The sequence below is a fragment of the Microbacterium sp. MPKO10 genome (assembly GCF_026107415.2).
Lineage (GTDB): Bacteria > Actinomycetota > Actinomycetes > Actinomycetales > Microbacteriaceae > Paramicrobacterium.
On record NZ_JAPCHX010000004.1, the window covers coordinates 323765 to 350145 of the forward strand.

The window sequence follows — 26381 nt, forward strand, 5'->3', positions numbered from 1 at the left end:
CTACTGGTGCGAACCTGTGTTGTGCGCCGTCAGAAGCGCCGTGGCGACCACGCTGATGCCCTCTCCTCGTCCGACGAATCCAAGCCCGTCCGTCGTTGTCGCTGCGAGGCTCACGGGGGCACCGATGAGCCGGGTCAGTTCTGCCTCGGCCTCGGCGCGGCGCGCGGCAAAGCGCGGGCGACGGCCCATGATCTGAGCCGTGACGTTGACGACACGGCATCCGGATGCTGTGATGCGCCGCATCGCCTCGGTGACGAACACGCTGCCGTGGGCGTTCTCGTATTTCGGGTCGTCGGTGCCTGCCATCCCGCCGATGTCCCCGAGTCCCGCGGCAGACAGCAGCGCGTCGGTGATCGCGTGGCAGACCGCGTCGCCATCGCTGTGCCCGGCGAGACCCGGTTCGTCCGGCCAGTGCAGGCCGGCCAGCCAGAGCGTCCGGTCATCGTCGAAGGCATGCACGTCGATGCCGAGCCCGGTGCGGAACGTTGGTGTCTCCTCGGCGAGGAGCTCGGCACGGCGCAGGTCCCAGGGCGTCGTGATCTTGAATGCGCTCTCGTGGCCGGGGATGATCATAATGGTGCCGCCCACAGCGCTGACCAGGCCTGCGTCGTCGGTCAGAGGTTCATCCGCCGCAGCATAAGCACGTTCGAGGAGCGCCCGGGGAAACCCCTGAGGCGTCTGGACGGCACGCAGGGGTTCACGATCGACCGTGTCTCGCACAGACTCCGTCGTGTCGACGCGCTTGATGGTGTCTGCGACCGGCAGCCCGGGCACAATGCCGATCCCCAGCTCGGAAACTGCGCCCTCGACGGCCGCGAACTGGCTCTCCGGTGTCAGCGCGCGTGCCGCATCGTGAACCAGGACGATCTCGACGCTGTCATGAACGGCCGCGAGGCCGGCCGCGACGGATGCCTGCCGCGTTTCTCCGCCATCAACGACGGTGACGTACTCGTCCGCGACGCCGGCCGCCGCACGGCTGATGCGTGCGGCATCCTCGAGCCGTCCCGGGGGTGCGACGACGATGACGTGTACCGGTTCGCGCAGACGGAACACGGGGTCGAGCGCCCGGGCGAGAATCGGTCGTCCGGCCAGCTCGACAAAAGCCTTCGGCTCACCCGCGGCCAGCCTGGTGCCCGAGCCTGCCGCGACGACGATGACGGCGGTGCGCGGTGAAACTGTCATAGGCATGAGCGTACTGCCTGTGTTAACGACCAAGCGGCCCGGAGTGATCCGGGCCGCTTTGTCGTGTCTTTCCGACGGGTTAGGAGGCGAGGACCTCGTCGAGCATCCCCTCAGCCTTCACCTCGTCTGTCTTCTCGGCGAGCGCAAGCTCTGAAACCAGAATCTGACGTGCCTTCGCAAGCATCCGCTTCTCTCCGGCGGAGAGTCCGCGGTCTTGGTCACGGCGCCACAGGTCACGTACGACCTCACTGACCTTGATGACATCGCCGGACGCGAGCTTCTCAAGGTTCGCCTTGTAACGGCGCGACCAGTTGGTCGGCTCCTCGGTGAACGGCGCCCGGAGCACCTCGAACACCTTGTCGAGCCCCTCTTGTCCGATGACGTCACGAACGCCGACGAGGTCGACATTCTCTGCCGGCACCTCGATTGTCAGGTCCCCCTGTGTCACGTGCAGCTTCAGGTAGAGTTTTTCTTCGCCCTTGATCACCCGAGTCTTCACTTCCGCGATTGTCGCGGCTCCATGGTGCGGGTATACGACGGTTTCGCCAACCTCAAAAAGCATCGATAAGCATCCCTTCAGCACTTTCTAGGATACCACAGGGGGCATACTGTAAGGTTCGCCTTACCCTGTGCGGGGCCGGTGACAAGCTAGGCTAAAATTGACGAAAGACCGCGCAGTGCACGGAACGCGTGCCAGACGAACCTGCGCCCACACCAGGAGGATTTCTGTGAGATCGCGTTTCGCCGCAATCATCGTTCTTGCCGCAGCCGTCGCGCTCGGCACGAGTGGGTGCGGGCTCCTCGCCCCGCAGGCAACGACGATTCACTACGACCCGAGCGACGGCGTCGGCGGAACTGTCGGTGATGTCCACGTTCGCAACGCCCTGATCATCGCCAACGAGGACGGCTCGGTCGGCAACCTCGTGGTGACGTTGATCAACAACGGCGACAACGCCCACAGCGTTGAGATCGAATTCGACGGCGGAACCACGACCGAGGTCATGATCGACGCCGATGACACATTCACGTTCAGCGCCCCGACGTCCGGAGACACTGAACAGCAGAACATCACTATCGATCCGCTGAAGGCGAAGATCGGGTCAACGACGACGGTGTTCTTCCAGTACGGCACCGAGACGGGCGTCAGCCTCGATGTCCCCGTCTACAACGGCGACCTGGCCGAGTACAGCACGCTCATGCCGACGCCGGATGCTGCTGACGCGGAGTAACGCGCCGGGCGTACGCGTCAGTCCTCGAACCGGTAGCCAAGACCGCGCACGGTGACGACCATCAGGGGCGCTGACGGATCTTTCTCGATCCGGGAGCGGATGCGCTTGATGTGCACATCAAGCGTCTTGGTGTCACCGAAGTAGTCACTGCCCCATACGCGGTCGATCAGCTGGCCGCGGGTGAGCACGCGTCCGGCGTTGCGCATCAAAAATTCCAGCACATCGAACTCGCGCAGCGGCATGGACACCTCTTCTCCGCGCACGGTGACCGTGTGGCGGTCGAGGTCCATGCGCACGTCACCCGCATCGAGCACGGACTCGTCTGCCGTTGCGGCATCGGAGTCGCGCCGGCGCAGCGCCGCCTTGACGCGTGCAAGCAGCTCACGTGTCTTGTAGGGCTTCGTGACGTAATCGTCAGCGCCCAGCTCCAGCCCGACGACGATGTCGACCTCGGCGTCCTTTGCGGTGAGCATGATGATCGGCACCGTCGACGTCGCGCGAATGCGTCGGCAGACGTCGGTGCCGGGAAGCTTCGGAAGCATGAGGTCAAGAAGCACCAGATCGGCACCCTCCCGTTCCCACGTCTCAACGGCGGCCTGCCCGTCTTCGGCGATCGCCACCTCGTATCCCTCGCGCTCGAGCAGATACGCGAGCGGGTCGCTCAGGGCGGCCTCGTCTTCGACGAGAAGGATGCGAGTCATATCTGTGTCCTCTCAGGCCCTGCGGCCGGCGTGGGTGCGGAGACAGCCTCGTCGCCCGTGGCGACGGGGAGTCGGAGTGTGAACGTCGAGCCTTGTCCCGGCTGCGACCAGACAGAGACGTCTCCGCCATGGTTCTGAGCCGTGTGCTTGACAATGGCGAGACCGAGCCCGGTTCCCCCGGTGTTACGGGAACGCGCTCCGTCCAGCCGGTAGAACCGTTCGAAGACGCGAACGTGGTCTTCTTTGGGAATGCCCACGCCCTGATCGGTGACGCTGATCTCCACGTTTTCACCGACCAGGCGACTTCCCACGCCGACGCGAGAGCCGTCGGGCGAATACTGAACGGCGTTCGCAACGAGGTTCTGCAGCGCCATCACCAGCAGCGGCTCCTCCCCATAAACGGCGAGGTGAGTCGGCTCGCCCGTTGCGATCGTGACGCGACGGGACTCGGCGACGATCGTGTTGCTCTGGACGGCGCTCTCAATGATCGCGTCGATGCTCACTCGCTCGGGCATATGCAGCGCCTGCTCCGCCTGCAGTTTTGACAGGTTGATGATGTCCGCCGTCAGTGCGGCGAGCCGGTCTGCTTCCGTCGTCATCTTCTCGGCGAAGCGACGCACCTGAGCCGGATCGTCGACCGAGCTCGAGATCGCCTCGGTGAGCACGCTGATGGCTCCGATGGGTGTTTTGAGTTCGTGGCTGATGTTGGCGATGAAGTCGCGGCGCACGTCGTCGAGCCTGATGGACTCGGTGAGATCGTTCGCGAGAACGACCACGTAGCGTGTGCCCAGAGGTGCCGAGCGCACCGAGAGGATTCGCGTGGCCTCGCCCGAACGCGCGCGTTCCAGCGTGATGCGGCGCGTCTGCGGCTCACCGCTGCGTCTGACCTCGTCGGCGATCTCCTGAACCTCACGCACGGCGATACGATCCGACCGCACGATGCCGAGTGCCAGTGCCCCCTGCGATGCCTTCAGCACGTTATCTGACGCGTCGAGCACGATGCCGATGCTCTCGAGTGCCCCCAGGATCTGATCCACCCCGTCGGGCACGCTCGGTGTGATCACCTGGTGGGCGCGTTCCCCTCGGCTGACGGCAGCAAAGACGAAGACGGCGAACCCGGCGCCCATCGAAATGCCGAGCACCAGTGCCAGCAGCACAACCCAGGTCGCGTCCATATGACTAGGTTAGAGGGAAGGAACGATCGGTTCCCGATCGGCAACCGCCACGACCAGGTGTTTTGGCACACTGTTCAGCAGAACGGCACCAATCGTTAACCTTGGCACGGCACTGTGAGTGTCGATCCCCGTGATGTCAGACCGAAAGGACCGCTGCGACCATGCGCGATGTTTTTCAACAGGAGCTCCGCGAGCTTCAAGAGCGCCTCGTCGCGATTGCCGAGCTCGTCGAGGTATCCATCACGAATGCGGCGACCGCGTTCGCTCAGACCGATGTGGCCGTCGCCGAAGACGTCATCGAAAATGACAACCGCATCGACGAGAGCGCGCTCGAACTCGACGAACTCGCCATCAACATACTGGCGTTGCAGCAGCCCGTTGCCCGCGACCTGCGCATCGTCGTGAGCGCTCTGCGGATCAGCTCGTCACTCGAGCGCATGGGCGACATGGCCGAACACATCGCGCAGCTGGCGCGGTATCGGTTCCCCGAGCGTGCCATTCCCAAGGGTCTCAAGTCGACGTTCATCGAGATGGGCCGACTCGACGTCGAGATCGCCGGCAAGCTCGTCACACTGCTGAAGACGCAGGATCCACTGATCGCCAACGAGATTCGCGATGAGGACGACCGCGTCGATGAGCTGCATGCGAGTGTTTTCGACAAGCTTCTGAGCGAGCGGTGGACGGGTGAGACCGGAGCGACGGTCGACGCCACCCTCGCGTCGCGCTATCACGAGCGGTTCGCCGACCACGCCGTCTCAATCGCGAAGAAGGTTCAGTACCTCGCTACCGGTGACTGGAGCGGCGCAGAAGACACCGAGACCAGCGACTGACGCGCATCTCCGCATGCGTGAGGGCGGTGCCTCCAGGCACCGCCCTCACGCATTCCGTCGCGTTGTTCCTACTTCTTACCTTGCGACGCGACAGCGGCAGCTCCGGCTGCGGCGGCCTCAGGGTCGAGGTAGTACGCCGGCTCGACCGGTGAGAAGCTCTCGTCGAGACGGTACACGAGCGGGATGCCCGTCGGGATATTGAGACCGGCAATTTCGTCGTCGCTGATACCGTCGAGATGCTTCACGAGGGCACGAAGTGAATTGCCGTGCGCCGTCACGAGCACCGTCTTAGCCGCCGCGAGGTCGACGGTGATGTCAGATTCCCAGTACGGCAGGAAGCGCTCGATGACGTCTTTCAGGCATTCGGTCGCGGGGATGTCGCCGTCAATTCCGACGTAGCGCTCATCGTTCGCCTGCGAATAGTCGTCGTCTGCGGCGATCGGGGGCGGCGGAACGTCGAACGAGCGCCGCCAGGTCATGAACTGCTCTTCGCCGAATTCCTCGAGCGTCTGCGCCTTGTCCTTGCCCTGCAGCGCGCCATAATGACGTTCGTTGAGGCGCCATGAGCGCTTCACCGGCAGCCAGGCGCGGTCGGCGGTGTCCAGGGCGATGTTGGCGGTCTGGATGGCGCGCGTGAGGACCGAGGTGTACAGAACGTCGGGCGCGAGGCCGGATTCAGCGATCAGCTCTCCAGCGCGCGTCGCCTCGGCGACGCCCTGTTCACTGAGTCGAACATCGACCCAGCCTGTGAAGAGGTTCTTCTGGTTCCAGTCGCTGTTTCCGTGTCGAAGAAGGATGAGGGTGTAGGGATCAGACATGCTTCCAGCATAGAGGCACCGGATGCTGCGTGCGCAGTCGCGCGTCGGCGCAGACATCTGTCAGCGAATGCTCAAGTCCGCTCACGCTCGTGTCAGCACAGGCACGCGTCAGCCGTCAGCGCCCTGGGCGCGTCCTGGCCCCCAGCCGTGGCAGCCGCGGCACATCGGCCGTCGCCCCGGCACCGGGTGGAACGATGATCTCCTGTGCCGCGGCGATGCGCGTCTCGTCGTCAAGGACGATGAGCTCGAGATCTTCGGGAACCGCGCGTTTGATGACGGCGAGGGCCACGGGTCCGAGCTCGTGGTGCATGACAGCCGTCGTGATCTGCCCCACCTCACGCTCATCATCGCCCTTCGGCGCGAGAACGGCCGCGCCGTGCGCGGGAAGAACCGATTCACTGCCGTCGAGGTGCAGCATCACGAGGCGCCGCGGCGGACGCCCGAGGTTGTGGACCTTGGCGACGGTCTCCTGCCCGCGGTAACAGCCCTTGTGCAGGTGTACGGCGGTGCGCAGCCAGTCGAGCTCGTGCGGAATGGTCTTCTCGTCGGCGTCCATCGCCTGACGGGGCCGCCACGCGGCCACACGCAGCGCCTCGGCTGCGAGCGATCCGGCGGCACGCAGCTCACCCGAGCGCACCCGTGCGGCCAGCGCGGGGAGCGCTGAGCGCTCCACGAGCACCTCGCTCCACCGCCAGTCGGCACTCGGATGCTCCTCGTCGCTTGCGTACTGCCAGCCGCCGGGGAGGACGCTCCCCCACGGGTCGTCCCATCGCAGCGGAACGTCCGCCGGCGCCGCGGCGGGAAGCTCGGTGGTGTCTCCCACCACTCCGATACGCGCAAAGTCGGCCGTGCGATCCGTCACTTCGACGCGCAGCGTGAACACCATGCGCGAGAGCCAGTCGATGAGCGCTGAGGCGGACGTCGGCTCGGCCAGCAGCCACAGCGTCTCACCGTCGTCGATCACACCCACCGCGTGCTCGAGCCGCCCTTGCGGCCCGAGGAACAGTGCCTCGGTGCTGACCCCCGGGGCAAGGTCGGCGACGGCCTGGCTCGCGAGGGAGTTCACCCAGCTGCGTCGGTCTGGCCCCGTGATGGCGACCACGGCGCGACTCGACAGGTCCACGATCGCATCGCCGCGCTCGAGGGCGCGCTGCTCGATGTTCGGGGATCCGTAGTGCGACGGAACGCCGTGATCGGCAGCATCCGGTAGCTCGATGGCGCCAGGAAGATTCAGGAACGGTGATGTGCTCATCAGGATCAGTCCACTTTCGCGAGGCGCGCCGAAGCGTGCGAACGCAGTTCTTGTCCGAGCGCGGCGATGTCCCAGGCCCACAGGAGGTGCCCGTCGACGAGCCCGTACATGCGGGTTGCGGCGCTATAGCTCTTGGCTCCTGCGCTGCGCATGACAGCATCCGTACCGATGTCGATGCGGGGGCCGTTCACCTCACCGAGATACAGCTCCGAGACGCCGTCGGGATGCACGAGAGAGACCTCGATCGGAAAGCCACCCGAGGGACGGCGCAGTTTCTCGACGGCCTCCACGTCCGTAGCGGGCACTGGTCCGCGCCCCGGCAGCATCCCCGGGCCGACATCCCCGTCTTCACGCGGACGTTCCAGGCGCCAATAGCCGGTCTCGGCCGTCAGCGGTTCGTCTGCGTGATCGTCATCGCCGACGAGCCACGAGAACGCCGAGTAGCTGAGATAATTCAGCCCGTCATGGCTGAACGACACTCGCTGCCCAAATTCACGTGAGACCTTTTCGTCGCCGATCGGGTAGTCGATGACCCCGGTGCCTTCCCAGACACCGATCAACCACGACAGCGGAACGATCTCAGACGGGAGATCGACCGGAATCTCACGCATCGGCACTACCGCTGGCCGCGAAAGAGATTCCAGCACACGACGCCGGCCGTCCACACGATGGCGAGGCTCGCCAATCCGAGCAGACCGACGAAGAACAGTTCAAGAGCTACGAGGTCCATGACTCAAGTCTAGTAGGTCAGCAGCTCGCTGAGGCCTGCGACGCCCGCGACGACCGACACGATGATGGCGTTTCCCGCACAGAGAATGGCGACGCGGACAATGAATCCGTCTTTTTCATGAACAGACAGCTCACGGACGAAGGCAGCAAGCACGCCGATCGCGCACGCAAGGGAGATCCAGGCGAAGCGCAAACCCTCGGGCGCCAGGAGCGCAGCGAGCACAGAGAGCACGAGCGTGAGCGACCACACGGCGACCTGGCCGACGAGTGCCGGGCTGCGCGCGAAAGCTGTCTGTTCGGTCACGTGTCCATTGTGCCGTACGTCACTGAGCGTGAGGCCCTCTACACTGGAAACACACACGGGAGGGTTTCCCTTTTGGCACACGTGATCGTTCTCACGCCCGACACCACGGGCGCTCTGCCCGCGCTCGATCTTCTCGCGCACTCGATCCGCCGCATCCCGGCGTCGCCTGCCGAGCTGGTGAACGCGCCTCCCGCCGACATCGTGATCGTGGACGGCCAGCACGATCTTGCGCAGGCGAAAGCCCTCTGTGCGATCCTGCGCAGCACAGGGCAGCCCTCCCCCGTTTTCGTGGCGCTGACCGAGGGAGGGCTCGCCGCGGTGTCGCATGAGTGGGGCATCTCCGATGTCGTGCTCACGACGGCAGGCCCCGCCGAGCTCGACGCGCGCATCCGCCTGGCCCTCGGCCGAACCGCGCCAGAGGAACAGACGACGATCATCTCGACGTCGGGACTGGTGATCGACGAGGCGAACTATTCGGCGCGCGTTCAGGGTCGCCCCCTCGACCTGACGTTCAAAGAGTTTGAGCTGCTGCGCTTCCTCGCGGCGAACCCGACGCGCGTCTTCACACGCGAACAGCTGCTCAGCGAGGTGTGGGGCTACGACTACTACGGGGGAAGCCGCACCGTCGACGTGCACGTGCGTCGGCTTCGTGCGAAGCTCGGCGACATGGAACAGCTCATCGGGACCGTGCGCAACGTCGGCTATCGATTCGCTGCGGCCGAGAAGGAGGAATCGGATGCTGCGGGAGACTGACCTCACGGAACACGACGAGCGGCTCGGTGACATCATCGCCGCGGCGCGGGAGACTGATGGACAGCCCCCGTTCAGCGACCAGTCGATCGTCGAAGCCAGGGCAGGAGGCCGTCACGTCTTCGACGTCGTCGCTGCCGATGGCGCGGTGACGGGGGCCGCGATCGCACGCGATGCCGACCCTGCCGAGTTCGAGCTCGTCATCGCGCCGCAGCATCGCGGCCGCGGTCACGGCCGTGTCGCTCTCTCCGAGCTGCTGTCACGCTACGACGGCGAGGTGCTGACGTGGGCGCACGGCGATCATCCGGCGGCGGCGCGGCTTGCAGCATCCGCTCGCCTGTCGCGCATTCGCACGCTGTACCAGCTGCGGATGCCGCTCGACGGAGTCTCTCGCGACGTCGCAACGTTCGACAGATTCGACGCCGACCGCGATGCCGACGGCTGGGTGGCGCTGAATGCGCGCGTATTCGCTGATCATCCCGAACAGGGTCGGATCAGCCGCGCCGACTTGGATGCGCGCATGTCCGAACCGTGGTTCCGGGCTGAGGACATGCTCGTCGCGCGGTCGGATGCGGGAGAGCTCATCGGGTACAACTGGCTGAAGGTCACCGGCGACATCGGCGAGATCTACGTGCTCGGCGTCGACGGCTCAGCCGCGGGGCGCGGGCTTGGTCGTGCGCTGACGGAGGCGGGGCTGGCGCATCTGGCCGAGCGCGGATGCCGTCAGGCGGCGCTCTACGTCGACGACGACAACCCGCGCGCCGTGCACCTCTACCGTTCACTCGGGTTCGCCGATCACACCGTCGACGTGCAGTATCGCCGGGACGCGTCAGTGTAAATTCATCGCGGGTTCCTCGCACCAGCGCGACGACAATGCCAAGATAAGACAATGGCACCGATGGATTTCGTCAATGACGCAGCGCTCGATCGGGACGACGACGATTTCGATCCGATGGTGGGCGATCAGGACGCCGGGCTGCCCGACGACCGGTATCTTGACCGGGAGATCAGTTGGCTCGCGTTCAATCAGCGTGTGCTCGAGCTCGCCGAGGACGAGACTCTGCCGCCGCTGGAGCGCGTCAACTTCCTCGCGATCTTTGCCAGCAACCTCGATGAGTTCTTCATGGTGCGCGTCGCCGGGCTCAGGCGGCGCATCGTCACGGGCCTTGCCGTGCCGACGAACGTGGGCAGATCGCCCAAGGACGTCCTCGATGAGATCTCGGTGCGCGCTCACGAGCTGCAGAAGCGGCACGCCGCCGTGTGGCACGACACGATCGAGCCCGCGCTCGAGTCGGCGGGAATCAGCATCGTCGACTGGGAGAGCCTCGATGACAGCGACCATGAGTACCTGAGCGACTACTTCGCCGGGCAGATCTTTCCCGTGCTCATGCCGCTCGCGGTCGACCCGGCGCATCCGTTCCCGTATATCTCCGGACTCTCGTTGAATCTTTCTGTGCGCGTACGCAACACCCGCACCGGGCGTCAGGAGTTCGCGCGCATCAAGGTGCCGCAGATGCTGCCGCGCTTCGTCCGCGTCGACCACCGCGAATCGGCGGAGCACATTCGCTACGTCGCCCTCGAAGACCTCATCTCGCAGCATCTCGACACCCTGTTCTCTGGCATGGAAGTCATCGACCATCACGTCTTCCGCGTGACGCGCAATGAAGATATCGAGATCGAGGAGGATGAGTCTGAGAACCTCATCCAGGCGTTGGAACGCGAACTGCTGCGCCGCCGCTTCGGACCGCCCATCCGGCTAGAGGTCACGGATGACATGGACGATCAGACACTCGAGCTGCTCGTGCGCGAACTCGACATCACCGAGCAGGAGGTGTACCGGCTCCCCGGTCCGCTCGACCTCGGCGGACTCTTCGAGGTCGCGAAGATCGACAGACCCGACCTCAAGTACTCCCCGCGCGTGCCCAACACGGCTGCAGACTTCAGACCGCCGGAGCCAAACGGCAAGGCCGACCTGTTCTCGGCGATCTCACGCCGCGATGTTCTGGTACATCACCCGTACGAGTCGTTCGCAACGAGCGTGCAGGAGTTTCTCGAGCAGGCAGCCGCCGACCCGAACGTGCTCGCCATCAAGCAGACGCTGTACCGCACGTCGGGTGATTCGCCGATCGTCGAGGCGCTCATCGACGCTGCCGAGGCGGGCAAGCAGGTTCTTGCGCTCGTCGAGATCAAGGCCCGTTTTGACGAGCAGAACAACATCGAATGGGCGCGCAAACTCGAGAAAGCCGGCGTGCACGTCGTCTATGGGCTCGTCGGGCTGAAAACGCACTGCAAGCTCGCGCTCGTCATCAGGCACGAGAACGGCAAGCTGCGGCACTACTCACACATCGGGACGGGTAACTACAATCCGAAGACCAGCCGCGTCTACGAGGACATCGGGCTGTTCACCGCCGATGACGAAGTCGGAATGGATCTCACCCGCCTGTTCAACGAGCTGTCCGGATACGCCATCGAGAAGAAGTTCAACCGGCTGCTCGTCGCTCCCCTTCACCTGCGCAAGGGCCTGCTGAAGCTGATCGACAAGGAGCGCCGCAACGCCGAGGCCGGCAAGCCGAGCGGAATCCGGATCAAAGTGAACTCCATCGTCGACGAGGCCATCATTGACGCGCTCTACCGGGCAAGCCAGGCCGGTGTTCCCGTGGATGTCTGGGTGCGCGGCATCTGCGGGCTCCGTCCCGGTCTGCCCGGAGCGAGCGAGACCATCCGCGTCCGTTCGATCGTCGGCCGCTACCTGGAGCACTCACGGGTCTTCTCGTTCGCCAACGCCGGGGATCCGATCACCTATATCGGCAGCGCCGACATGATGCACCGCAACCTCGATCGCCGTGTCGAAGTCCTCGTGCGTCTCACCGAGCCGATGCACGTCGAGGAGATCGGGCGGATGCTGGATCGCGCCATGGATGACGGCACGTCGTCGTGGTGGCTGGAATCCGACGGGACGTGGACACGTCACGCGTTCGACAAGGATGGCAATCCCCTGCGCAGCCTTCAAGACGACCTGATGGCCGCCGTGACGCGCAAGAAGCGATCGCGGAGCCGCCGATGAGTCATGAGAAGGCCGTCTACGCCGCCGGGGCAGTCTGCTGGCGTGAGATTGACGGTGAGATCCGGGTGCTCGTGATTCACCGCACGAAACAAGGCGATGTGACTCTGCCGAAGGGCAAGGTCGACCCTGGCGAGTCGCTGCCGCAGACAGCAGTGCGCGAAGTGAAGGAGGAGACGGGGTTCACCGTCACCCTCGGCGTCCCCGTCGGCATCGCCCACTACACGCTGGGCTCCGGTCGCGCCAAGTACGTGCACTACTGGGCAGCATCGGTGACGGAGAAGGCCGTGCGCGAGTCGACGTTCGTGCCCAACGGCGAGGTCGCGGCACAGGAATGGGTGACGTTTGACCGGGCCCGACGATACCTCAGCTACGAGCAGGACGTCGATGTCGTCTCTCGTTTCGAAACGCTCGTCGACGAGGGCGTCACCGACACGTTCGCCCTGATCGTCCTGCGACATGCCAAGGCGACGTCTCCGAGCAATTGGTCGGGACCTGATGCCTCACGCCCGCTCACCGAGAAGGGCGTGCGCCAGGCAGCATCCGATGTTCCGTCGCTGACGGCGTGGCACCCGCAGAAGATCATCACGAGTTCTGCCGTGCGCTGCGTGACGACGGTCGCCCCGCTCGCGGCGGCGACGGGAATCGAGCCCAAGCAGACTGGTGCTCTCAGCCAGGAATCGTGGGAGGACGGCTCCGGTGATGTGCGACGTATCGTCGGCAAGCGCATCCGTAAACGGAAAACGGCAGTGCTCTGCAGCCACGGCCCGGTCATTCCCGACATCATCCGCGAGATCGCCTTGGCGACGGGAACCGTCGATGGTTCGTACCTGCGCGACGCAGCGGCGCTGGGAACCGGCGAGTTCTCAGTCGTTCATCTGTCGGCAACCAATCCGGGCTCCGGCATCGTCACCATTGAGACCCACTCGACGCGAGACTGACCCGACTCCTGCCGTTCACCTGTCGTTTACCCCGCTGAGGGACGCTCGTCACACGACCTGCTTAGCGTGACCCTCGGAAGGGCTGAAACGCCCAACCGGTCCTGTCATCAGCGAAAGGCTCAAATCTGTGAACATCAAGCGTTACGGCTTCCCGCTCGCCGTGGCCGCAGCCGCGTCACTCCTGCTCACGTCCTGTGCGGCGAACGAGAGCGCCGCGAGCGGCTCCGACTCGGACTCGTCGCTCTCGGGAACACTCATCGGCGGGGGCGCGTCGTCCCAGCAGGCGGCCCAGGAGGCATGGGTCGCCGCCTTCCAGGAGGCGAACCCCGATGTGACCGTCGAATACGCACCCGAGGGGTCGGGCGCAGGCCGTGAGAACTTTATGGCCGGAGCGAGCTCGTTCGCCGGCTCTGACGCAGCATTCACCTCAGACGAGATCTCGAGCGGCGAGTTCGCGTCATGCGCCGCCGATTCCAGCATCATCGAGATCCCGGCCTATATCTCCCCCATCGCCATCGTGTTCAACGTCGACGGCATCGACAGCCTGAACCTAGATGCGGCAACGCTCGCGGGAATCTTCTCGGGAGAGATCACCACGTGGAACGACGAGGCGATCACGAGCCAGAACCCGGATGCCGATCTGCCCGATCAGGCGATCACTGCCGTTCACCGCTCGGACGAGTCGGGTACCACCGAGAACTTCACCGACTATCTCCACGCCGCCGCTGGGGACATCTGGGACTCCGAGGCCAGTGAGACGTGGCCCTATGATGGCGGCGAGGGCGCTCAAGGCACCTCGGGTGTCATCGACGCGGTCACCAACGGCACCGGCACCATCGGGTACGCAGACGCCTCTCGTGCGGGCGATCTCGGCACCGTAGCCGTCGGAGTCGGCGACGAATATGTGCCGTACTCGGCTGAGGCTGCTGCCGCGATCGTTGACGCGTCGCCGTTCGCCGAAGGCCGTGAAGACGGTGACCTCGCCATCGAGCTCGACCGCTCATCCACAGAGGCCGGTGTGTACCCGATCGTCCTGGTGAGTTACCTGATCGCCTGCAGCGAGTACGAGGATGCCGAGGCGGCAGAACTGACCAAGGCATACCTCAGCTATGTGATCAGTGACGAGGGTCAGGCCGTTTCGGAGGAGGCCGCCGGAACCGCTCCGATCTCCAGCACCCTCTTCGACAAGGCATCAACCGCAGTCGAAGCCATTAAGTAACTCTGAGCGAGTGGCCCGGCGCCGACACAGCGCGCCGGGCCACTCTCCAGCCCCGCCCTCACCCGACCACACAGGACACGACATCGAATGACTTCGACCACAGCGTCGCCGCCCGTACGAAAACCCGCGGTCAAGCGGCTCGGTGACCGGATCTTCTCGGGTTCGGCGCTCACCGCCGGAACGCTGATCCTCGCTACACTCGCCGCCGTGGCGGCCTTCCTCGTCGTTCAGGGGTTCCCCGCCCTCACCGCCGACCCCGACGAGATCTCCCTCTTCGCCGGGGGCAACTTCTGGACGTACGTCGCTCCACTCGCATTCGGAACCGTGTGGGCGGCGTTTCTCGCTCTTCTCATGGCGATCCCGGTGTCCGTCGGCATCGCACTCTTCATCTCCCACTACGCGCCCCGGCGGCTCGCCCAGGCCCTCGGGTACATCATCGATCTGCTGGCGGCCGTCCCCTCCGTCGTCTTCGGGCTGTGGGGTGCCAACGTTCTCGCCCCGGCGATCCAGCCCGTCTATGCCTGGCTGACAGCCCATCTGGGCTGGTTCCCTCTCTTCGCTCCCCCGGTCTCCGGCACGGGCCGCACACTTCTCACAGCAGCCATCGTGCTGGCCGTGATGGTCCTCCCCGTCATCACCGCGCTCTGCCGCGAGCTCTTCCTGCAGACCCCCGTTCTGCACGAAGAGGCCGCACTGGCACTCGGCGCCACCCGTTGGGAAATGATCCGCATGGCCGTCCTGCCGTTCGGCCGATCGGGAATCGTCTCGGCGTCGATGCTCGGGCTGGGTCGCGCTCTCGGCGAGACGATGGCCGTCGCCATGGTCCTCTCCGCGTCCGGCGGCATCTCGTTCAAGGTCCTCACCTCGGCGAACCCGGGCACGATCGCGGCGAATATCGCCCTGAGCTTTCCCGAGGCATTCGGCCTCAACGTCGATGCTCTCATCGCAACGGGTCTTCTGCTGTTCGCGATCACGCTCATCATCAACATGATCGCCCGGTGGATCGTCGCCCGGCGCAAGGAATTCTCGGGAGCGAACTGATGACCCAGACCGCCATCCCCAATGTGTATGCCACGGGCCAGCTGTCCAAGCCTGTGCCCTGGCTGATCTTCGCCGGGTCACTCGTCATCGCGTTCGTCTCCTTCGGCTTGCTCGCGGCCGCCGGTGCGACAGACGGCCTCAACGTGACCGGGGCCGTGATCGTCGGCGCTCTCTTGTTCGCGGTGCTTCTGTTCCTCTCATCACTCTTCATCGAGGGCTCGCGCCGCGCCAAGGATCGCGCGATCACGACGCTGGTGAGCGCAGCGTTCCTCATCGCACTCGCCCCGCTGATCTCGCTCGTCATCACAGTGATCGTCAATGGATCGGCGCGCTTCGACGCCACGTTCTTCACCTGGTCGATGCGCAACATCGTCGGCGAAGGCGGCGGCTTTCTGCACGCGATCGTGGGCACGATCCTCATGACGCTCACGGCTGCCGTGATCTCGGTTCCCATCGGGCTGCTCACCTCGATCTACCTCGTCGAATATGGGCGCGGTGCCCTGGCCCGCGCCATCACCTTCCTCGTCGACGTCATGACCGGCATCCCCTCCATCGTCGCCGGTCTGTTCGCCTACGCCCTCTTCGCGATCCTGTTCGGCCCAGGCACCAAGATCGGACTCGCCGGTGCTGTCTCGCTCGCGGTCATCATGATCCCGGTGGTCGTTCGCTCGAGCGAAGACATGCTCAAGGTCGTGCCGAATGAGCTGCGCGAGGCAGCGTTGGCCCTGGGCGTGCCGCGCTGGCTGATGATCCTCAAGGTGGTCCTGCCGACCGCGATTGCGGGAATCACCACGGGCATCATGCTGGCCGTTGCCCGAGTGATTGGCGAAACAGCGCCACTGCTCATCGCCGCGGGCTTTACGAACAACATGAACTACAGCCTGGTCGAGGGCCGCATGCAGAGCCTCCCCGTCGCCGTCTACAACTCCTACGTGAGTCAGGGTCTCGAGGCACAGGCATACCTCGATCGTGCGTGGGCTGGCGCGCTCACGCTCATCCTCGTCGTGATGCTTCTCAACATCATCGCCAGAATCATTGCCCGCTACTTCGCCCCGCAACCGGGCCGCTGACGCTAAGGAAAATCGTGTCGAAAAGAATCGAAGTCACCGACCTCAACGTGTACTACGGATCGTTCCGGGCCGTCGAGGATGTCACCCTCACCATCGAGCCGCGCAGCGTGACGGCCTTCATCGGGCCGTCCGGATGCGGCAAGTCGACGTTCTTGCGCACTCTCAACCGCATGCACGAGGTGATCCCCGGCGCCTACGTCGAGGGAAACGTGCTCATCGACGGCAACAACCTCTATGCCCCCGGTGTCGACCCCGTCGCGGTGCGCCGCCAGGTGGGCATGGTGTTCCAGCGTCCGAATCCGTTCCCCACGATGTCGATCAAAGAAAACGTGCTCGCGGGCGTCAAGCTCAACAATCAGCGCATGTCGAAGTCCGATCAGGATGCTCTCACCGAGAAGGCCCTGCGCGGAGCGAACCTGTGGAACGAGGTGAAAGATCGTCTCGACAAACCGGGATCCGGCCTCTCGGGCGGTCAGCAGCAGCGGCTCTGCATCGCGCGCGCGATCGCCGTTGAGCCAGACGTTCTTCTGATGGATGAGCCGTGCTCGGCGCTCGATCCGATCTCGACGCTTGCGATCGAGGACCTCATCGAGGAGATGAAAGAGCAGTACACGATCGTGATCGTGACCCACAACATGCAGCAGGCCTCACGCGTCTCCGATCGCACGGCGTTCTTCAACATCGCGGGGACCGGGAAACCGGGAAAGCTCATCGAATTCGATGACACGCACACGATGTTCACGCAGCCGAGCGTCCAGGCCACAGAGGACTACGTCTCGGGGCGCTTCGGGTAGTCCCCGCTCAGAGGTCGATCTCGGCGACGATGTCGTCGCCCGGCTCTGTGGCATCGACAGCATCCTTCGTGATGATCAAGGTGTCCGCTGCCCCCACGTCGCCGGTCAGCGTCGCCCAGACCTCAGAGCCATCGTGGGTGACGTGAAGCTCGCCAGCATCCGTGAACTCACCACCGGTGCTGTACCAGACGCGGTATGTGTCCTCATCGAGGCGCGGCAGGCCCTCGACGATCAAAACTGCTGTGTCAACGTTCTGCGACCACACAAGCGTGGCGGTCTCGTTGTCGGCAGCGTCCAGGACCACCTGGGATCGCGTGACGTCAGCCTGCGCGTTGATCTGCGCGAGTTGCAGAGCCTGAGGCAGCTGGTTGCCGTTCTCGACGATCCCCACAACCCCACTGGCGATGGCGATGGAGACACACACGGCGATCACCGAGACGACCAGCGCGATGGGGCGGGAGAACCAGGTCTTCTCAGCTTTTTTGGCCGCTCTGCGCTGGGCCTTGTGCTCTTTCCAATCGGTAGCACCGGCCTCGGTCGACGCGCTCCTGCCCGACTTGGTCGTCGGTGCGCTCGATGGCGTTGTGTGATTCTCGTTGCTCACGGTTACCAGCTTCTCATGGGGAGGGGTGCACACCTGTGAAGGTGCCGCGGCGAGCCATAACCACGCCCGAACGCAGAGAGTGACCGGGCCGCTGAACGCCTCTCGGCGGAAGGCCGCTCGAAGCGGCAAATGTTGGAGCCCGGGGTTAGCGGCCCGGCCACGAAAGAGTGTAACGCATGGCTCACGGGGTTATTCCCAGTCTCTGTTGCGCCGCTCAGTCAAGCTCGTCACGGTGCCACAAGCGGGCAGCAGACGCCAGGTCGCTCGCGTATGTCGCCAGGCGCAGAGCCCGTCGTGTGAGGTCACTCGCGCGCTCCGGCTCGGTGGATTCGAGGTCGTCGGCGATGCTCGTGCACCCCGCAGCCGACACACGGCAGTATGCGGCGGCGCGATCAAGCGCGATCGTGAAGTCTCCCTCGAAGACGCCACGCAGAATCCGGTCGGCAAGTTCGATGATCTCACCGGGTCCGGTCGGCTCGGATGCTCCGGCGACGACGGGATCGATCGTGCGCAGAATCTCTGAGCCGCGCTGAAAGACGAGTCCGCACCCATGGGGATCGTCACGCACCTGCATGCGCAGCAGGTAGATGCGCCAGAGGCATCCGGGGAGGCTGCGGCTCGTGGCATGCGACCACAGTTCGGCAATGGTGTCAATGCCGTGCTCGTCTGTGTAGGCGACGAGCCGTGTGACGAGATCCGGGTCGTCTTCTTCCCGCACGCGCGCGAGCAGAGCCCGCGCGGTCTCGTGCGCGATCCGGCTGGTCTCGGCCGGATCGATCCCGCCCTGGATGTTCTCGAATGCCGACGCCGGGTAGCGTGCAGGCTTGTGAAAGTCTCGCGTCAAGCAGTACTCCTTCATGACGAGGGTGCTCGTACAACGGTACTCGCGCCGCCGACTGCCGTGGTGGTCACATCGTCCAGAAAAGACCTGTAGATTAACAGGGTCGGCGCCTGTAGCTCAGTTGGTAGAGCATCGGACTTTTAATCCGCGGGTCCCGGGTTCGAGCCCCGGCGGGCGCACCACCTCCGCGTTGTTTCGCGATCTCTGTCTGTCAGCGGCGAGGTCGCCCCAAAGACACCCCGAACAGGAACGAGATCGCTCGCGCTGCTCCGTGCATGCTGCGCTCCCCGCGCGCGGCGCTCGCAGTGTGCGCGTGGTCTCCTGCGCTGCGCATCGCCGCCGGCACACGCGTTGGGGGACGTTGTCACAAGCGATCACATTCTTCGGCAGCAGCCGGGTGCAGCGACTCACGCATACGGTCGCTGGGGTCCGATGAGTGTGCCGCTGCCTCGCGCTCCGAGCCTTCACCTGTCACGCAGACGACCGAGAGACAGAACCGGGTGTGGTCCAGCAGGTCTTCCCCGCTGGGCCACACCCGGTGAGATTCGCCGTGTTATGCCTGGCGTGCGCGGAAGCGCCGCACGAGCACGAGGGCGACACCGAGCGCGAGCAGGCTCGATCCGGCGGCGAACATCACTGCCGAGTTTTCAGCGCCCGTGACCGGCAGGGTCTCAGAGACCGGTGCCGCGTCTGCGGGTGGGGCTGAACCGTCAGCATCCGGATCCGTCGGCACCGCAGGTTCTTCAGCTTCTTGCTCCGCGGGGGTCTCGCAGTCCGGCGTGGCGTACTCGTGGCTCCACGTGTCAATGCCGTCCGCGATGACATAACCGTCGTCGGCTTCGGCGACAATTGTCACGGTCTCCCCCGGTGCCACGGGATAGGTGCCGGCGTCGACGTATGTCTCGAAGACGCGGTAGTTCACGTGCTCGACGTCCGGAATCACATAGCTTCCGTTGGCGATGCCCGCCTGGCCGCACACTGCCTCGCTGTACTGCGGGGCGTCGGCGATGACGACGGTGGGCTCGACCACATCGCCATCACAGTCTGGCGTCGTGAACCCGAAGTACCAGGTGTGGGTGTCACCGCTGAGTTCATACCCTTCGTCGGCCTCGGCGGCGATAGTGAGGTTGGTGCCCGGTTCCACCTCGTAGGTACCCGGTTCGGCAGGACTGCCGTTCACCGAGTAGGTGACATTCGGTTGGTCGGGAATTGTGTAGCTGCCGGAAACGACACCGTCTGGCCCGCATGACGTGTCGCGGGTCTCCGGCTTGGGCGCGTCGGCCGGCAGAGCGAGCACGTCGTAGGTGCCACTTCTGTGGAGTCGTTCATCACCATCAGCAGTCTCAACAGAAACGGTCACCGTTCCGGGCAGCGCAGAGACAATCGACACCGTGAGCTGCCCGAACCATGTGCTGTGTTCCGTGTTGAGCGTGCCTCCGACCTCCACGATCGCCGTGCTGGTCCAGGCGGACGCCGTCTCACCGGCGGTGCCCACCACCGCGGCAGCCCCGCCCGAAACCTCCAGAGCCAGCGGATTGTCCACGCTCGTGCCCTTGGGCTGTGAGACCGTGATGTCGAGCAGATCTGTCGACTGTGTGGAATTCCAGCTCACACCGGCCGTGGCCGCCGAATTCACAGTGACGCTCGCCGCGGGCATGTCAAGCGTTGTCGCACCGATGCTCGCGTTGGCGGGTGTTGCGACCATGACGCCCGCGGCCAGTACCCCGGCAGCAGCCCCGAGTCCGACACGCCCCCACATCCGACGGCCCTGCGTGACTTCTCTCATTCGTTCAATCCTCATTTTCGTGATGCGTACACTCAAGCGATGTCGATGCGTCGCCCCACGGGAACGCGCAAAGATCCGCCGTCAGTCTGATGGACACCGCTCACATGGGGCTCACACGGCACTCATTCCGCCCGTGAGCGGGCACGCCGCCCCTCGCTGAGGAGAGGGTCAGACCATTCGCCCCGATCCGATTCGCGCACACAGCAGACGGAGGTTCGGCTCTCCGAGCACCGTGGCGATACCGCGTCAGCGACGGAGCAGCAGCACGACGTTGTCATCGAGCAGCCCGTGCTGCCCGTCGGGGCCCGTCGCCGCCCGCTGGCGCTTCTCGGCGATCACGATCGTCCACTCGGTCGGCGCCCCGACGGCGGCGAGCTCGCTCTCGATCGTCGGCATATCGGCGTGGTCGTGGTGCTGAGACCACGGCGGCATCGCCGCGTGCGACACGATCAGCAAGTGCCCGCCCGGCCGTACGCACCGGCTCATCCGGTGGAGGACGGCAGACCGGTTGAAGTCCTCCGGCGCCTGCAGGAAGCAGGCGGATACCAGGTCATAGTCATCTCTCGGCTGCCACGATTCGAGATCGGCGCTCTGCCAGGCAATGTCCAGCCCGCGACGGCGCGCCTCAGCATCCGCCCTCTCGAGCGCGACCGTCGAGACATCGACGCCAGTCACGCGCCACCCGTGCTCCGCGAGCCACAGGGCATCACCGCCCTCGCCGCAGCCGAGATCCAGCGCCGTCCCCGGCACCAGGTCAGCGGCAACATCGGCGAGCGCCGCATTGACGCGTCCAGACCAGAGTCGTGGGCTGTCGCCGTAACGGCCGTCCCAGTACTGCTGCCTGTCGCCCGCGGCACCGCGATCGTGCCGTCCCCGTACGGCGGAGCCCGGTTTCCCGGCGGCGCTCGGCTTTGCTCTGGCCTCAGAGGGAGCTCCACCGGCCGGATCATCGTTCTCACCAGCATCCGGAATCTCGATCACTGCGCGGAACTGGGCGGGCAACTCGACGTTTCCGGGCGCATCCGTGAACAGCGGGGCCACATCCGCTGCCGCATATCCGGCAATCCCGCACCCGACGGGTGTGAGCAGAAACGTCAATTCCGGATGCTGTCGCGCGACGCTCACGAACTCGGCGACCTCGCGTCGCAGAACCTCGAAGCCGCTCATCGTGTCGATGCCGTACGACTGGCCCTGCAGCCCCGAGCCCTGGCCCCACACGGCGCCGAACTTCTCATACGCCGTGCGTGCGGCACCCGCCCCGTGCGCGCCCTGCGCGTTTGAGCCGAAGACGAAGACCTCGCCCGGAGCCAGCGATTCGATATGCATGTGGCAGCCCTCCAGCATCCGCTCTGGCTGTCAGACTAAACCGCCCGGCGGCACTCGGCACGCACACTCGCCATCTTCAAAGGCACACTGGGTAGAGTCGAGTGCCGTCATTCGCTCGTCGAGAGTACCCATGAGCTCACCTGCCACACCCCGCCGCTCCCCCTTCGCCCGTCGCGCCGACGATGGTCCCCGCGCAACATTCCGGCAGCTTCTGCCGTACCTGTTCGAGCACAAGGGCCCGCTCGCTGCTGCTCTCGTGCTGGGTGTGCTCGGTGCCGCCGCCTCGCTGGCCCAGCCGCTCCTGGTCAGCCAGGTGATTCAACTGGTCGAGCGCGCACAGCCGCTCGGCTGGCTCGTCGGGGCGCTCGTAGTGCTGGTCATCGTCTCGGCCCTGATCTCGGGCTACCAGCACTACCTGCTGCAGCGCATGGGCGAAGGCGTCGTGCTTTCAAGCAGGCGGCGGCTCATCGCCCGCATGCTGCACCTGCCGATCGCGCAGTTCGACGCCCGACGCACCGGCGACCTCGTCTCGCGCGTCGGAAGCGACACAACACTGCTGCGCGCCGTGCTCACGCAGGGTCTTGTCGAAGCGATCGGCGGCAGCATCACGTTCCTCGGTGCGCTCATCGCAATGCTCATCATCGACCCGGTACTGCTCGGGCTCACCGCCGCCGTCATCGCCGTCTCCATCATCGTCGTCGGTGCGCTGGCCGGGCGGATTCGCGTCGCCAGTGCGCGCACGCAGAAGAAGGTGGGCGACCTGACCGCCGCGCTCGAGCGCGCCATCGGTTCTGTCCGCACGATCCGCGCCTCCGGTGCGACCGAGCGCGAGATCGATGCGGTGAACACCGAAGCGGTAGGCGCGTGGCGCATGGGAGTCAACGTCGCAAAGATCTCGGCACTCGTGGTGCCCGTCGCCGGGGTCGCCATGCAGGCATCGTTCCTCGTCGTTCTGGGCGTCGGCGGGTTTCGCGTCGCCAGCGGGGCAATCACCATCGCGAATCTCGTCGCGTTCATTCTCTTTCTGTTCATGATGATCATGCCCCTCGGCCAGGCATTCGGCGCAATCAGCGCCACGAACCAGGCGCTCGGTGCGCTCGGCCGCATTCACGAGATCGTGTCGCTCGAGTCAGAGACCGACCGCGACGCCGCCATCGCGGCATCCATCACCGCCCCGGGTGCGCGGTCCACGACGGCTCCGGCGATCGCGTTCGAGAACGTGACATTCTCGTACCCGGATGCTGTCGCCCGCGCTCACCGCGATGGCGACGGTTCCGCATACGATTCGGCCCCCGCGGATGCCGCGGCGGACGACTCTGCACCCGACGTGCCGACAGACGGTGTTGTGCTGCGCGAGGTGAGCTTCGCCGTCGAGCGCGGGCGCCGCACCGCGCTTGTCGGGCCGAGCGGTGCCGGCAAGTCCACGATCCTCGGGCTGATCGAGCGCTTCTACGATGCGACGGGCGGCAGCATCCGTCTGGATGGCGTGGACATACGCACGCTCAGCCGTGACGACCTGCGCTCCCGCATCGGCTACGTCGAGCAGGACGCCCCGGTGCTCGCCGGCAGCATCCGAGACAACCTGCTGCTCGCCTCCCCCGACGCAACCGACGAGCAGTGCATCGACGTGCTGCACGCTGTCAATCTGGGCGATGTGCTCGGCCGCAACCCGCTGGGCCTCGATGCCCCGGTCGGCGAAGACGGCATCATGCTCTCGGGCGGCGAGCGCCAGCGCCTCGCCATCGCACGCTCGATCCTCTCGGCGCCGCCGATTCTGCTGCTCGACGAATCCACGTCGAGCCTTGACGGCGTGAACGAGCAGAAGATGCGGGCGGCCATCGATGCGGTGGCCGAAGACCGCACGCTGATCGTGATCGCGCACCGGCTGTCAACGGTCGTCGACAGCGACCGCATCATCGTGCTCGACAGCGGCCGCGTGATTGGCGCCGGAACCCACTCGGAGCTGGTGCAGGAGGTTCCGCTGTACCGCGACCTCGCGAAGCACCAGCTGCTCGTCTAGCGGCGGCTCGTCTCATGCGCGAGCATTGAAAGGTCAAAGTTTGCTCTCAGAACGCCGTTTAAAAGCATTCTTTGCCCTCTGAAACGTTCTGGGGTGCGCAGACACGCGCGAACACGTCCACGCACGGGCCAAACAGCTCTTGCCCACGCTCATGGACGTGCATTCGGCACCTACCTATTGCAACGACGAGATGTATTCGGGGCGCTCGCGAGCCACCCGGAGTGCGACGCAGCACAAGCGACAGTCCGGCCTGCCAAGCACGCATCAAACCGCTGGACAGCGCACCAATTATGCGTTCCACCGCACGCGAACCGGCGGCCGGCTGCGATCTCATGGTCGTCATCTCCCCCTGGTGTTACAGTAAAAGTGTCCGGGCCGCCAGCCCGGTGCTCGAAAAAGGGGCACGAAGCGCGTCGCGCGAGACATATACGGAATGTCATTCGTCCGTTGTCTCGAAGGAGCACCATGCCCACGGTCTCAGCGCATATCGCCACCACTCTCGCCGCCCACGTCACCGACATGTTCGGAGTGATGGGCAACGGCAATGCCTACTTGCTCGACGCCCTGGCTGACACGGCGGTCCGCTACACAGCCGTGCGGCACGAAGCCGGCACCGTAGCCGCGGCCGACGCCTATTACCGCACGAGCGGGCACCTCGCGGTCGCCACCTCCACGTACGGCCCCGGGTTCACGAATACCATCACTCCGCTCGCCGAGGCAGTGAAGGCGAGCACTCCTCTGCTGCTCGTCACCGGATCGGCCCCGACCACGGGGCTGCGGCCGTGGGACGTCGATCAGGCCGCACTGTGCCGCGCGGTCGGCGCTCACGTCATCACGGTCACGCAGGACTCCCCCGTCGACAGCACCCGCGCCGCCCTCGAGCACGCTCTCTCGAACCGCACGGCCGTCGTCCTCGAGATTCCCTACGACATCGGCGGACTCGAAGCGCAGGATGCTGCCGAGCAGGCGTCAGCGCCTCTTGCCGTTCCGGCCCCGCAGCCACCGCGCGCCCACGATCTCGACGTCGCCGCCGCGGCGCTGCGTACGGCTCGGCGCCCGCTGCTGCTCGCCGGCCGCGGTGCGTTCCTCTCTGGCGCAGGCCCCGCACTGCGCACGCTGGCCACCACTCTCGGTGCCGTGACAGCGTCCTCCGCCCTCGGCCGCGGGCAGTTCGATGACCGGTACGATCTGGGCGTTGCCGGCGGCTTCGGTCAAGAGAAGGCGATGGAGCTCACGGCAACTGCCGACGTTGTGCTCGTCGTCGGGGCGGGGCTCAACCAGTTCACCATGCGCTTCGGTGCTCTGTTCGGCGAGAACGCTCGAGTCGTGCAGATCGACATCGCCGACGCCCCCACGAATGCACGCGTTGACGATTTCGTGTCGGGCGATGCGCGCACCGCCATCGAGGGTCTCAACGCTCGGCTCTCCGGTGCTCCCTCATCCGGTTGGCGTGCGTCGGTGACCGGGTTCGCTGACGGCAGCCTCCGTGTGCGCGAACCGGGTGACGCGGCAGCATCCGACGGCCTGCTCGACCCGCGCAGTCTCACGCGGCGCCTCAACGAGATCATCCCGAACGACCGTGTCATGGTGACCGACGGAGGGCACTTCCTCGGCTGGGTGAATCAGTACTTCGACGTTGCCGATCCTGACCGTTTCGCGATGATCGGCACGCCATTCCAGTCGATCGGGCTGGGCCTGCCCAGCGTGGTCGGTTCGGCGATGGCGCGACCCGACGCGTTCTCGGTTCTGTGCACGGGCGACGGCGGTGGCCTCATGGCGCTTGCCGACCTCGAATCGGCGGTGCGCGCGATGAAGCGTGGAGCGATCGTCGTGTACAACGATGCGGCATATGGCGCAGAGATCCATCTGTATGGCCTCGCTGGCTTCGACAGCAGCCCGATGATGATCTCGGGCGTGGACTTCGCAGGCCTTGCCCGGGCAGTGGGGGCGGATGCTGTCACGGTGAACACTCTCGATGACCTCGACGTGTTCGAGCGCTGGGTGGCGTCGGGCGACGATGGCGTCATGCTTCTGGACTGCCGCATCACGCAGTCGCTCCGTGCGCCGTACCAAGAAGAGGTCATTGCGCAGAACAGTGCGCTCTTCCAGCCGACTCCTGCGTAAGCGAACCTACTTTGACTCGCACTGCGCGCTTCGATCTCGAGAACGTACCGCAGCAGGCCGAACTGAGACTCCACGCGGCAGTCGGGTAGTCCGATCGTCGTATAGTGCCGCCGGAGTATCACTCCCACATCGCCCTATTCCAGCGCCGGGTCACCTCTGGTCATACGTGTTCGCCGGGACCGACTCGTCGCGTCGCCTCGCCGACATCCACCGTACGAGCCATTGGACGAAGTTTATTCCGCTGAGAATGAAGAAGAACACAGTGATGAACGGAAAGAAGTCTTTGTCGCTCTGCAACGCGTCGTCAATATTGAAGAGCACAATCGTCACAACGAGAAAAACGACCCCGAGGAAGAGGAGGGCAAATCCGCGGCAGCGCGCCCACCCACCTGGCGCCTGATAAACATGTGCAATCATCCAGCGTCCGAATGGCCCGTACTCTTTCCCCCCCCGTTTCAGAGTGCCTCTCAGTGAATGCATGACCGCAGCCTATGAGACGACGTTGCATGCCGGTGTGAGACACGATGTCTGTCCAGCGTGTCAGCCGCGGGTGTGCCACAGGTACTGACCGGGTCCCTAAAAAG

The 26381-nt window shown here is 65.2% G+C and carries 25 protein-coding genes and 1 tRNA gene; 13 read left to right on the forward strand and 13 right to left on the reverse strand.

Features of this window, described 5'->3' with window-relative positions; translation table 11 throughout:
• The gene (ispD, locus tag OK352_RS09700; protein ID WP_265141269.1) at positions 1-1188 is read right to left on the reverse strand and encodes a 2-C-methyl-D-erythritol 4-phosphate cytidylyltransferase; all 1188 of its coding nucleotides are present in this window, start codon (positions 1186-1188) and stop codon (positions 1-3) included.
• A gap of 73 nt (positions 1189-1261) precedes the next feature.
• The gene (locus OK352_RS09705) at positions 1262-1744 is read right to left on the reverse strand and encodes a CarD family transcriptional regulator (RefSeq protein ID WP_265141270.1); all 483 of its coding nucleotides are present in this window, start codon (positions 1742-1744) and stop codon (positions 1262-1264) included.
• 166 nt (positions 1745-1910) lie between these two features.
• Between OK352_RS09705 and OK352_RS09710 the strand changes: the two genes are divergently transcribed.
• Entirely contained in the window at positions 1911-2411 is a 501-nt protein-coding gene (locus OK352_RS09710; protein ID WP_265141271.1) for a hypothetical protein, read from the forward strand.
• Between the two features lie 17 nt (positions 2412-2428).
• Here OK352_RS09710 and OK352_RS09715 read toward each other — a convergent pair whose 3' ends face one another.
• A complete protein-coding gene (locus OK352_RS09715) occupies positions 2429-3112 on the reverse strand; it encodes a response regulator transcription factor (protein ID WP_265141272.1) in 684 nt (227 codons plus the stop codon).
• Positions 3109-4287, reverse strand: a complete 1179-nt coding sequence (locus OK352_RS09720; protein ID WP_265141273.1) for a sensor histidine kinase — start codon at positions 4285-4287, stop codon at positions 3109-3111. Before OK352_RS09720 ends, OK352_RS09715 begins: the two co-directional genes overlap by 4 nt.
• A gap of 161 nt (positions 4288-4448) precedes the next feature.
• On the opposite strand from OK352_RS09720, the gene phoU reads away from it, so the two are divergent.
• Entirely contained in the window at positions 4449-5117 is a 669-nt protein-coding gene (gene phoU, locus OK352_RS09725) for a phosphate signaling complex protein PhoU (RefSeq protein ID WP_265141274.1), read from the forward strand.
• A 68-nt stretch (positions 5118-5185) separates the two neighbouring features.
• On the opposite strand, the gene OK352_RS09730 is transcribed toward phoU, so the two are convergent.
• From OK352_RS09730 to OK352_RS09745, 4 genes are all read right to left on the reverse strand, one after another.
• The gene (locus OK352_RS09730; protein ID WP_265141275.1) at positions 5186-5935 is read right to left on the reverse strand and encodes a phosphoglyceromutase; all 750 of its coding nucleotides are present in this window, start codon (positions 5933-5935) and stop codon (positions 5186-5188) included.
• Positions 5936-6050: 115 nt separating this feature from the next.
• Positions 6051-7187 (reverse strand): CAF17-like 4Fe-4S cluster assembly/insertion protein YgfZ, encoded by a 1137-nt coding sequence (locus OK352_RS09735; RefSeq protein WP_265141276.1) that lies wholly within the window; start codon positions 7185-7187, stop codon positions 6051-6053.
• A 5-nt stretch (positions 7188-7192) separates the two neighbouring features.
• The gene (locus tag OK352_RS09740) at positions 7193-7798 is read right to left on the reverse strand and encodes a heme-binding beta-barrel domain-containing protein (RefSeq protein ID WP_265141277.1); all 606 of its coding nucleotides are present in this window, start codon (positions 7796-7798) and stop codon (positions 7193-7195) included.
• 128 nt (positions 7799-7926) lie between these two features.
• Entirely contained in the window at positions 7927-8220 is a 294-nt protein-coding gene (locus OK352_RS09745; protein WP_265141278.1) for a hypothetical protein, read from the reverse strand.
• Positions 8221-8292: 72 nt separating this feature from the next.
• On the opposite strand from OK352_RS09745, the gene OK352_RS09750 reads away from it, so the two are divergent.
• The 8 genes from OK352_RS09750 to pstB all read left to right on the forward strand — a co-directional run bounded on the left by OK352_RS09750 (position 8293) and on the right by pstB (position 17096).
• Positions 8293-8973 (forward strand): winged helix-turn-helix transcriptional regulator, encoded by a 681-nt coding sequence (locus tag OK352_RS09750; RefSeq protein ID WP_265141279.1) that lies wholly within the window; start codon positions 8293-8295, stop codon positions 8971-8973.
• A complete protein-coding gene (mshD, locus tag OK352_RS09755; RefSeq protein ID WP_265141280.1) occupies positions 8957-9808 on the forward strand; it encodes a mycothiol synthase in 852 nt (283 codons plus the stop codon). The genes OK352_RS09750 and mshD overlap by 17 nt, the downstream gene beginning before the upstream one ends.
• A gap of 51 nt (positions 9809-9859) precedes the next feature.
• Positions 9860-12034, forward strand: coding sequence for an RNA degradosome polyphosphate kinase (locus OK352_RS09760; RefSeq protein ID WP_265141281.1), 2175 nt, complete (start codon positions 9860-9862; stop codon positions 12032-12034).
• Complete coding sequence (locus OK352_RS09765; protein WP_265141282.1) at positions 12031-12972, forward strand: NUDIX hydrolase; 942 nt, start codon at positions 12031-12033, stop codon at positions 12970-12972. The genes OK352_RS09760 and OK352_RS09765 overlap by 4 nt, the downstream gene beginning before the upstream one ends.
• Positions 12973-13099: 127 nt before the next feature.
• Positions 13100-14191, forward strand: coding sequence for a phosphate ABC transporter substrate-binding protein PstS (gene pstS / locus OK352_RS09770; RefSeq protein WP_265141283.1), 1092 nt, complete (start codon positions 13100-13102; stop codon positions 14189-14191).
• A gap of 87 nt (positions 14192-14278) precedes the next feature.
• Positions 14279-15232 (forward strand): phosphate ABC transporter permease subunit PstC, encoded by a 954-nt coding sequence (gene pstC, locus OK352_RS09775; protein ID WP_265141284.1) that lies wholly within the window; start codon positions 14279-14281, stop codon positions 15230-15232.
• The gene (pstA, locus tag OK352_RS09780) at positions 15232-16302 is read left to right on the forward strand and encodes a phosphate ABC transporter permease PstA (protein ID WP_265141285.1); all 1071 of its coding nucleotides are present in this window, start codon (positions 15232-15234) and stop codon (positions 16300-16302) included. The genes pstC and pstA overlap by 1 nt, the downstream gene beginning before the upstream one ends.
• 14 nt (positions 16303-16316) lie before the next feature.
• Positions 16317-17096, forward strand: coding sequence for a phosphate ABC transporter ATP-binding protein PstB (gene pstB / locus OK352_RS09785; protein ID WP_265141286.1), 780 nt, complete (start codon positions 16317-16319; stop codon positions 17094-17096).
• A gap of 7 nt (positions 17097-17103) precedes the next feature.
• Here pstB and OK352_RS09790 read toward each other — a convergent pair whose 3' ends face one another.
• On the reverse strand, positions 17104-17700 hold the full coding sequence (locus OK352_RS09790; RefSeq protein ID WP_265141287.1) for an anti-sigma factor: 597 nt from the start codon (positions 17698-17700) through the stop codon (positions 17104-17106).
• 214 nt (positions 17701-17914) lie between these two features.
• A complete protein-coding gene (locus OK352_RS09795) occupies positions 17915-18544 on the reverse strand; it encodes a DNA-directed RNA polymerase subunit beta (RefSeq protein WP_265141288.1) in 630 nt (209 codons plus the stop codon).
• A gap of 103 nt (positions 18545-18647) precedes the next feature.
• Between OK352_RS09795 and OK352_RS09800 the strand changes: the two genes are divergently transcribed.
• A tRNA-Lys gene (locus OK352_RS09800) sits at positions 18648-18723 on the forward strand.
• Between the two features lie 371 nt (positions 18724-19094).
• On the opposite strand, the gene OK352_RS09805 is transcribed toward OK352_RS09800, so the two are convergent.
• Entirely contained in the window at positions 19095-20327 is a 1233-nt protein-coding gene (locus OK352_RS09805) for an LPXTG cell wall anchor domain-containing protein (protein ID WP_265141289.1), read from the reverse strand.
• Positions 20328-20573: 246 nt separating this feature from the next.
• The gene (locus OK352_RS09810) at positions 20574-21653 is read right to left on the reverse strand and encodes an A1S_2505 family phage non-structural protein (RefSeq protein ID WP_265141290.1); all 1080 of its coding nucleotides are present in this window, start codon (positions 21651-21653) and stop codon (positions 20574-20576) included.
• A 130-nt stretch (positions 21654-21783) separates the two neighbouring features.
• On the opposite strand from OK352_RS09810, the gene OK352_RS09815 reads away from it, so the two are divergent.
• Together OK352_RS09815 and OK352_RS09820 are read left to right on the forward strand one after the other, a co-directional pair.
• Positions 21784-23673 carry an ABC transporter ATP-binding protein gene (locus OK352_RS09815; RefSeq protein ID WP_265141291.1) on the forward strand — a complete coding sequence of 630 codons (1890 nt, stop codon included), beginning with the start codon at positions 21784-21786 and terminating at the stop codon, positions 23671-23673.
• Positions 23674-24138: 465 nt separating this feature from the next.
• Entirely contained in the window at positions 24139-25797 is a 1659-nt protein-coding gene (locus OK352_RS09820; RefSeq protein ID WP_265141292.1) for a thiamine pyrophosphate-binding protein, read from the forward strand.
• Positions 25798-25947: 150 nt separating this feature from the next.
• Here the strand turns inward: OK352_RS09820 and OK352_RS09825 are convergent, their stop codons facing one another.
• The gene (locus OK352_RS09825; RefSeq protein ID WP_265141293.1) at positions 25948-26214 is read right to left on the reverse strand and encodes a hypothetical protein; all 267 of its coding nucleotides are present in this window, start codon (positions 26212-26214) and stop codon (positions 25948-25950) included.
• Positions 26215-26381: the final 167 nt, after the last annotated feature.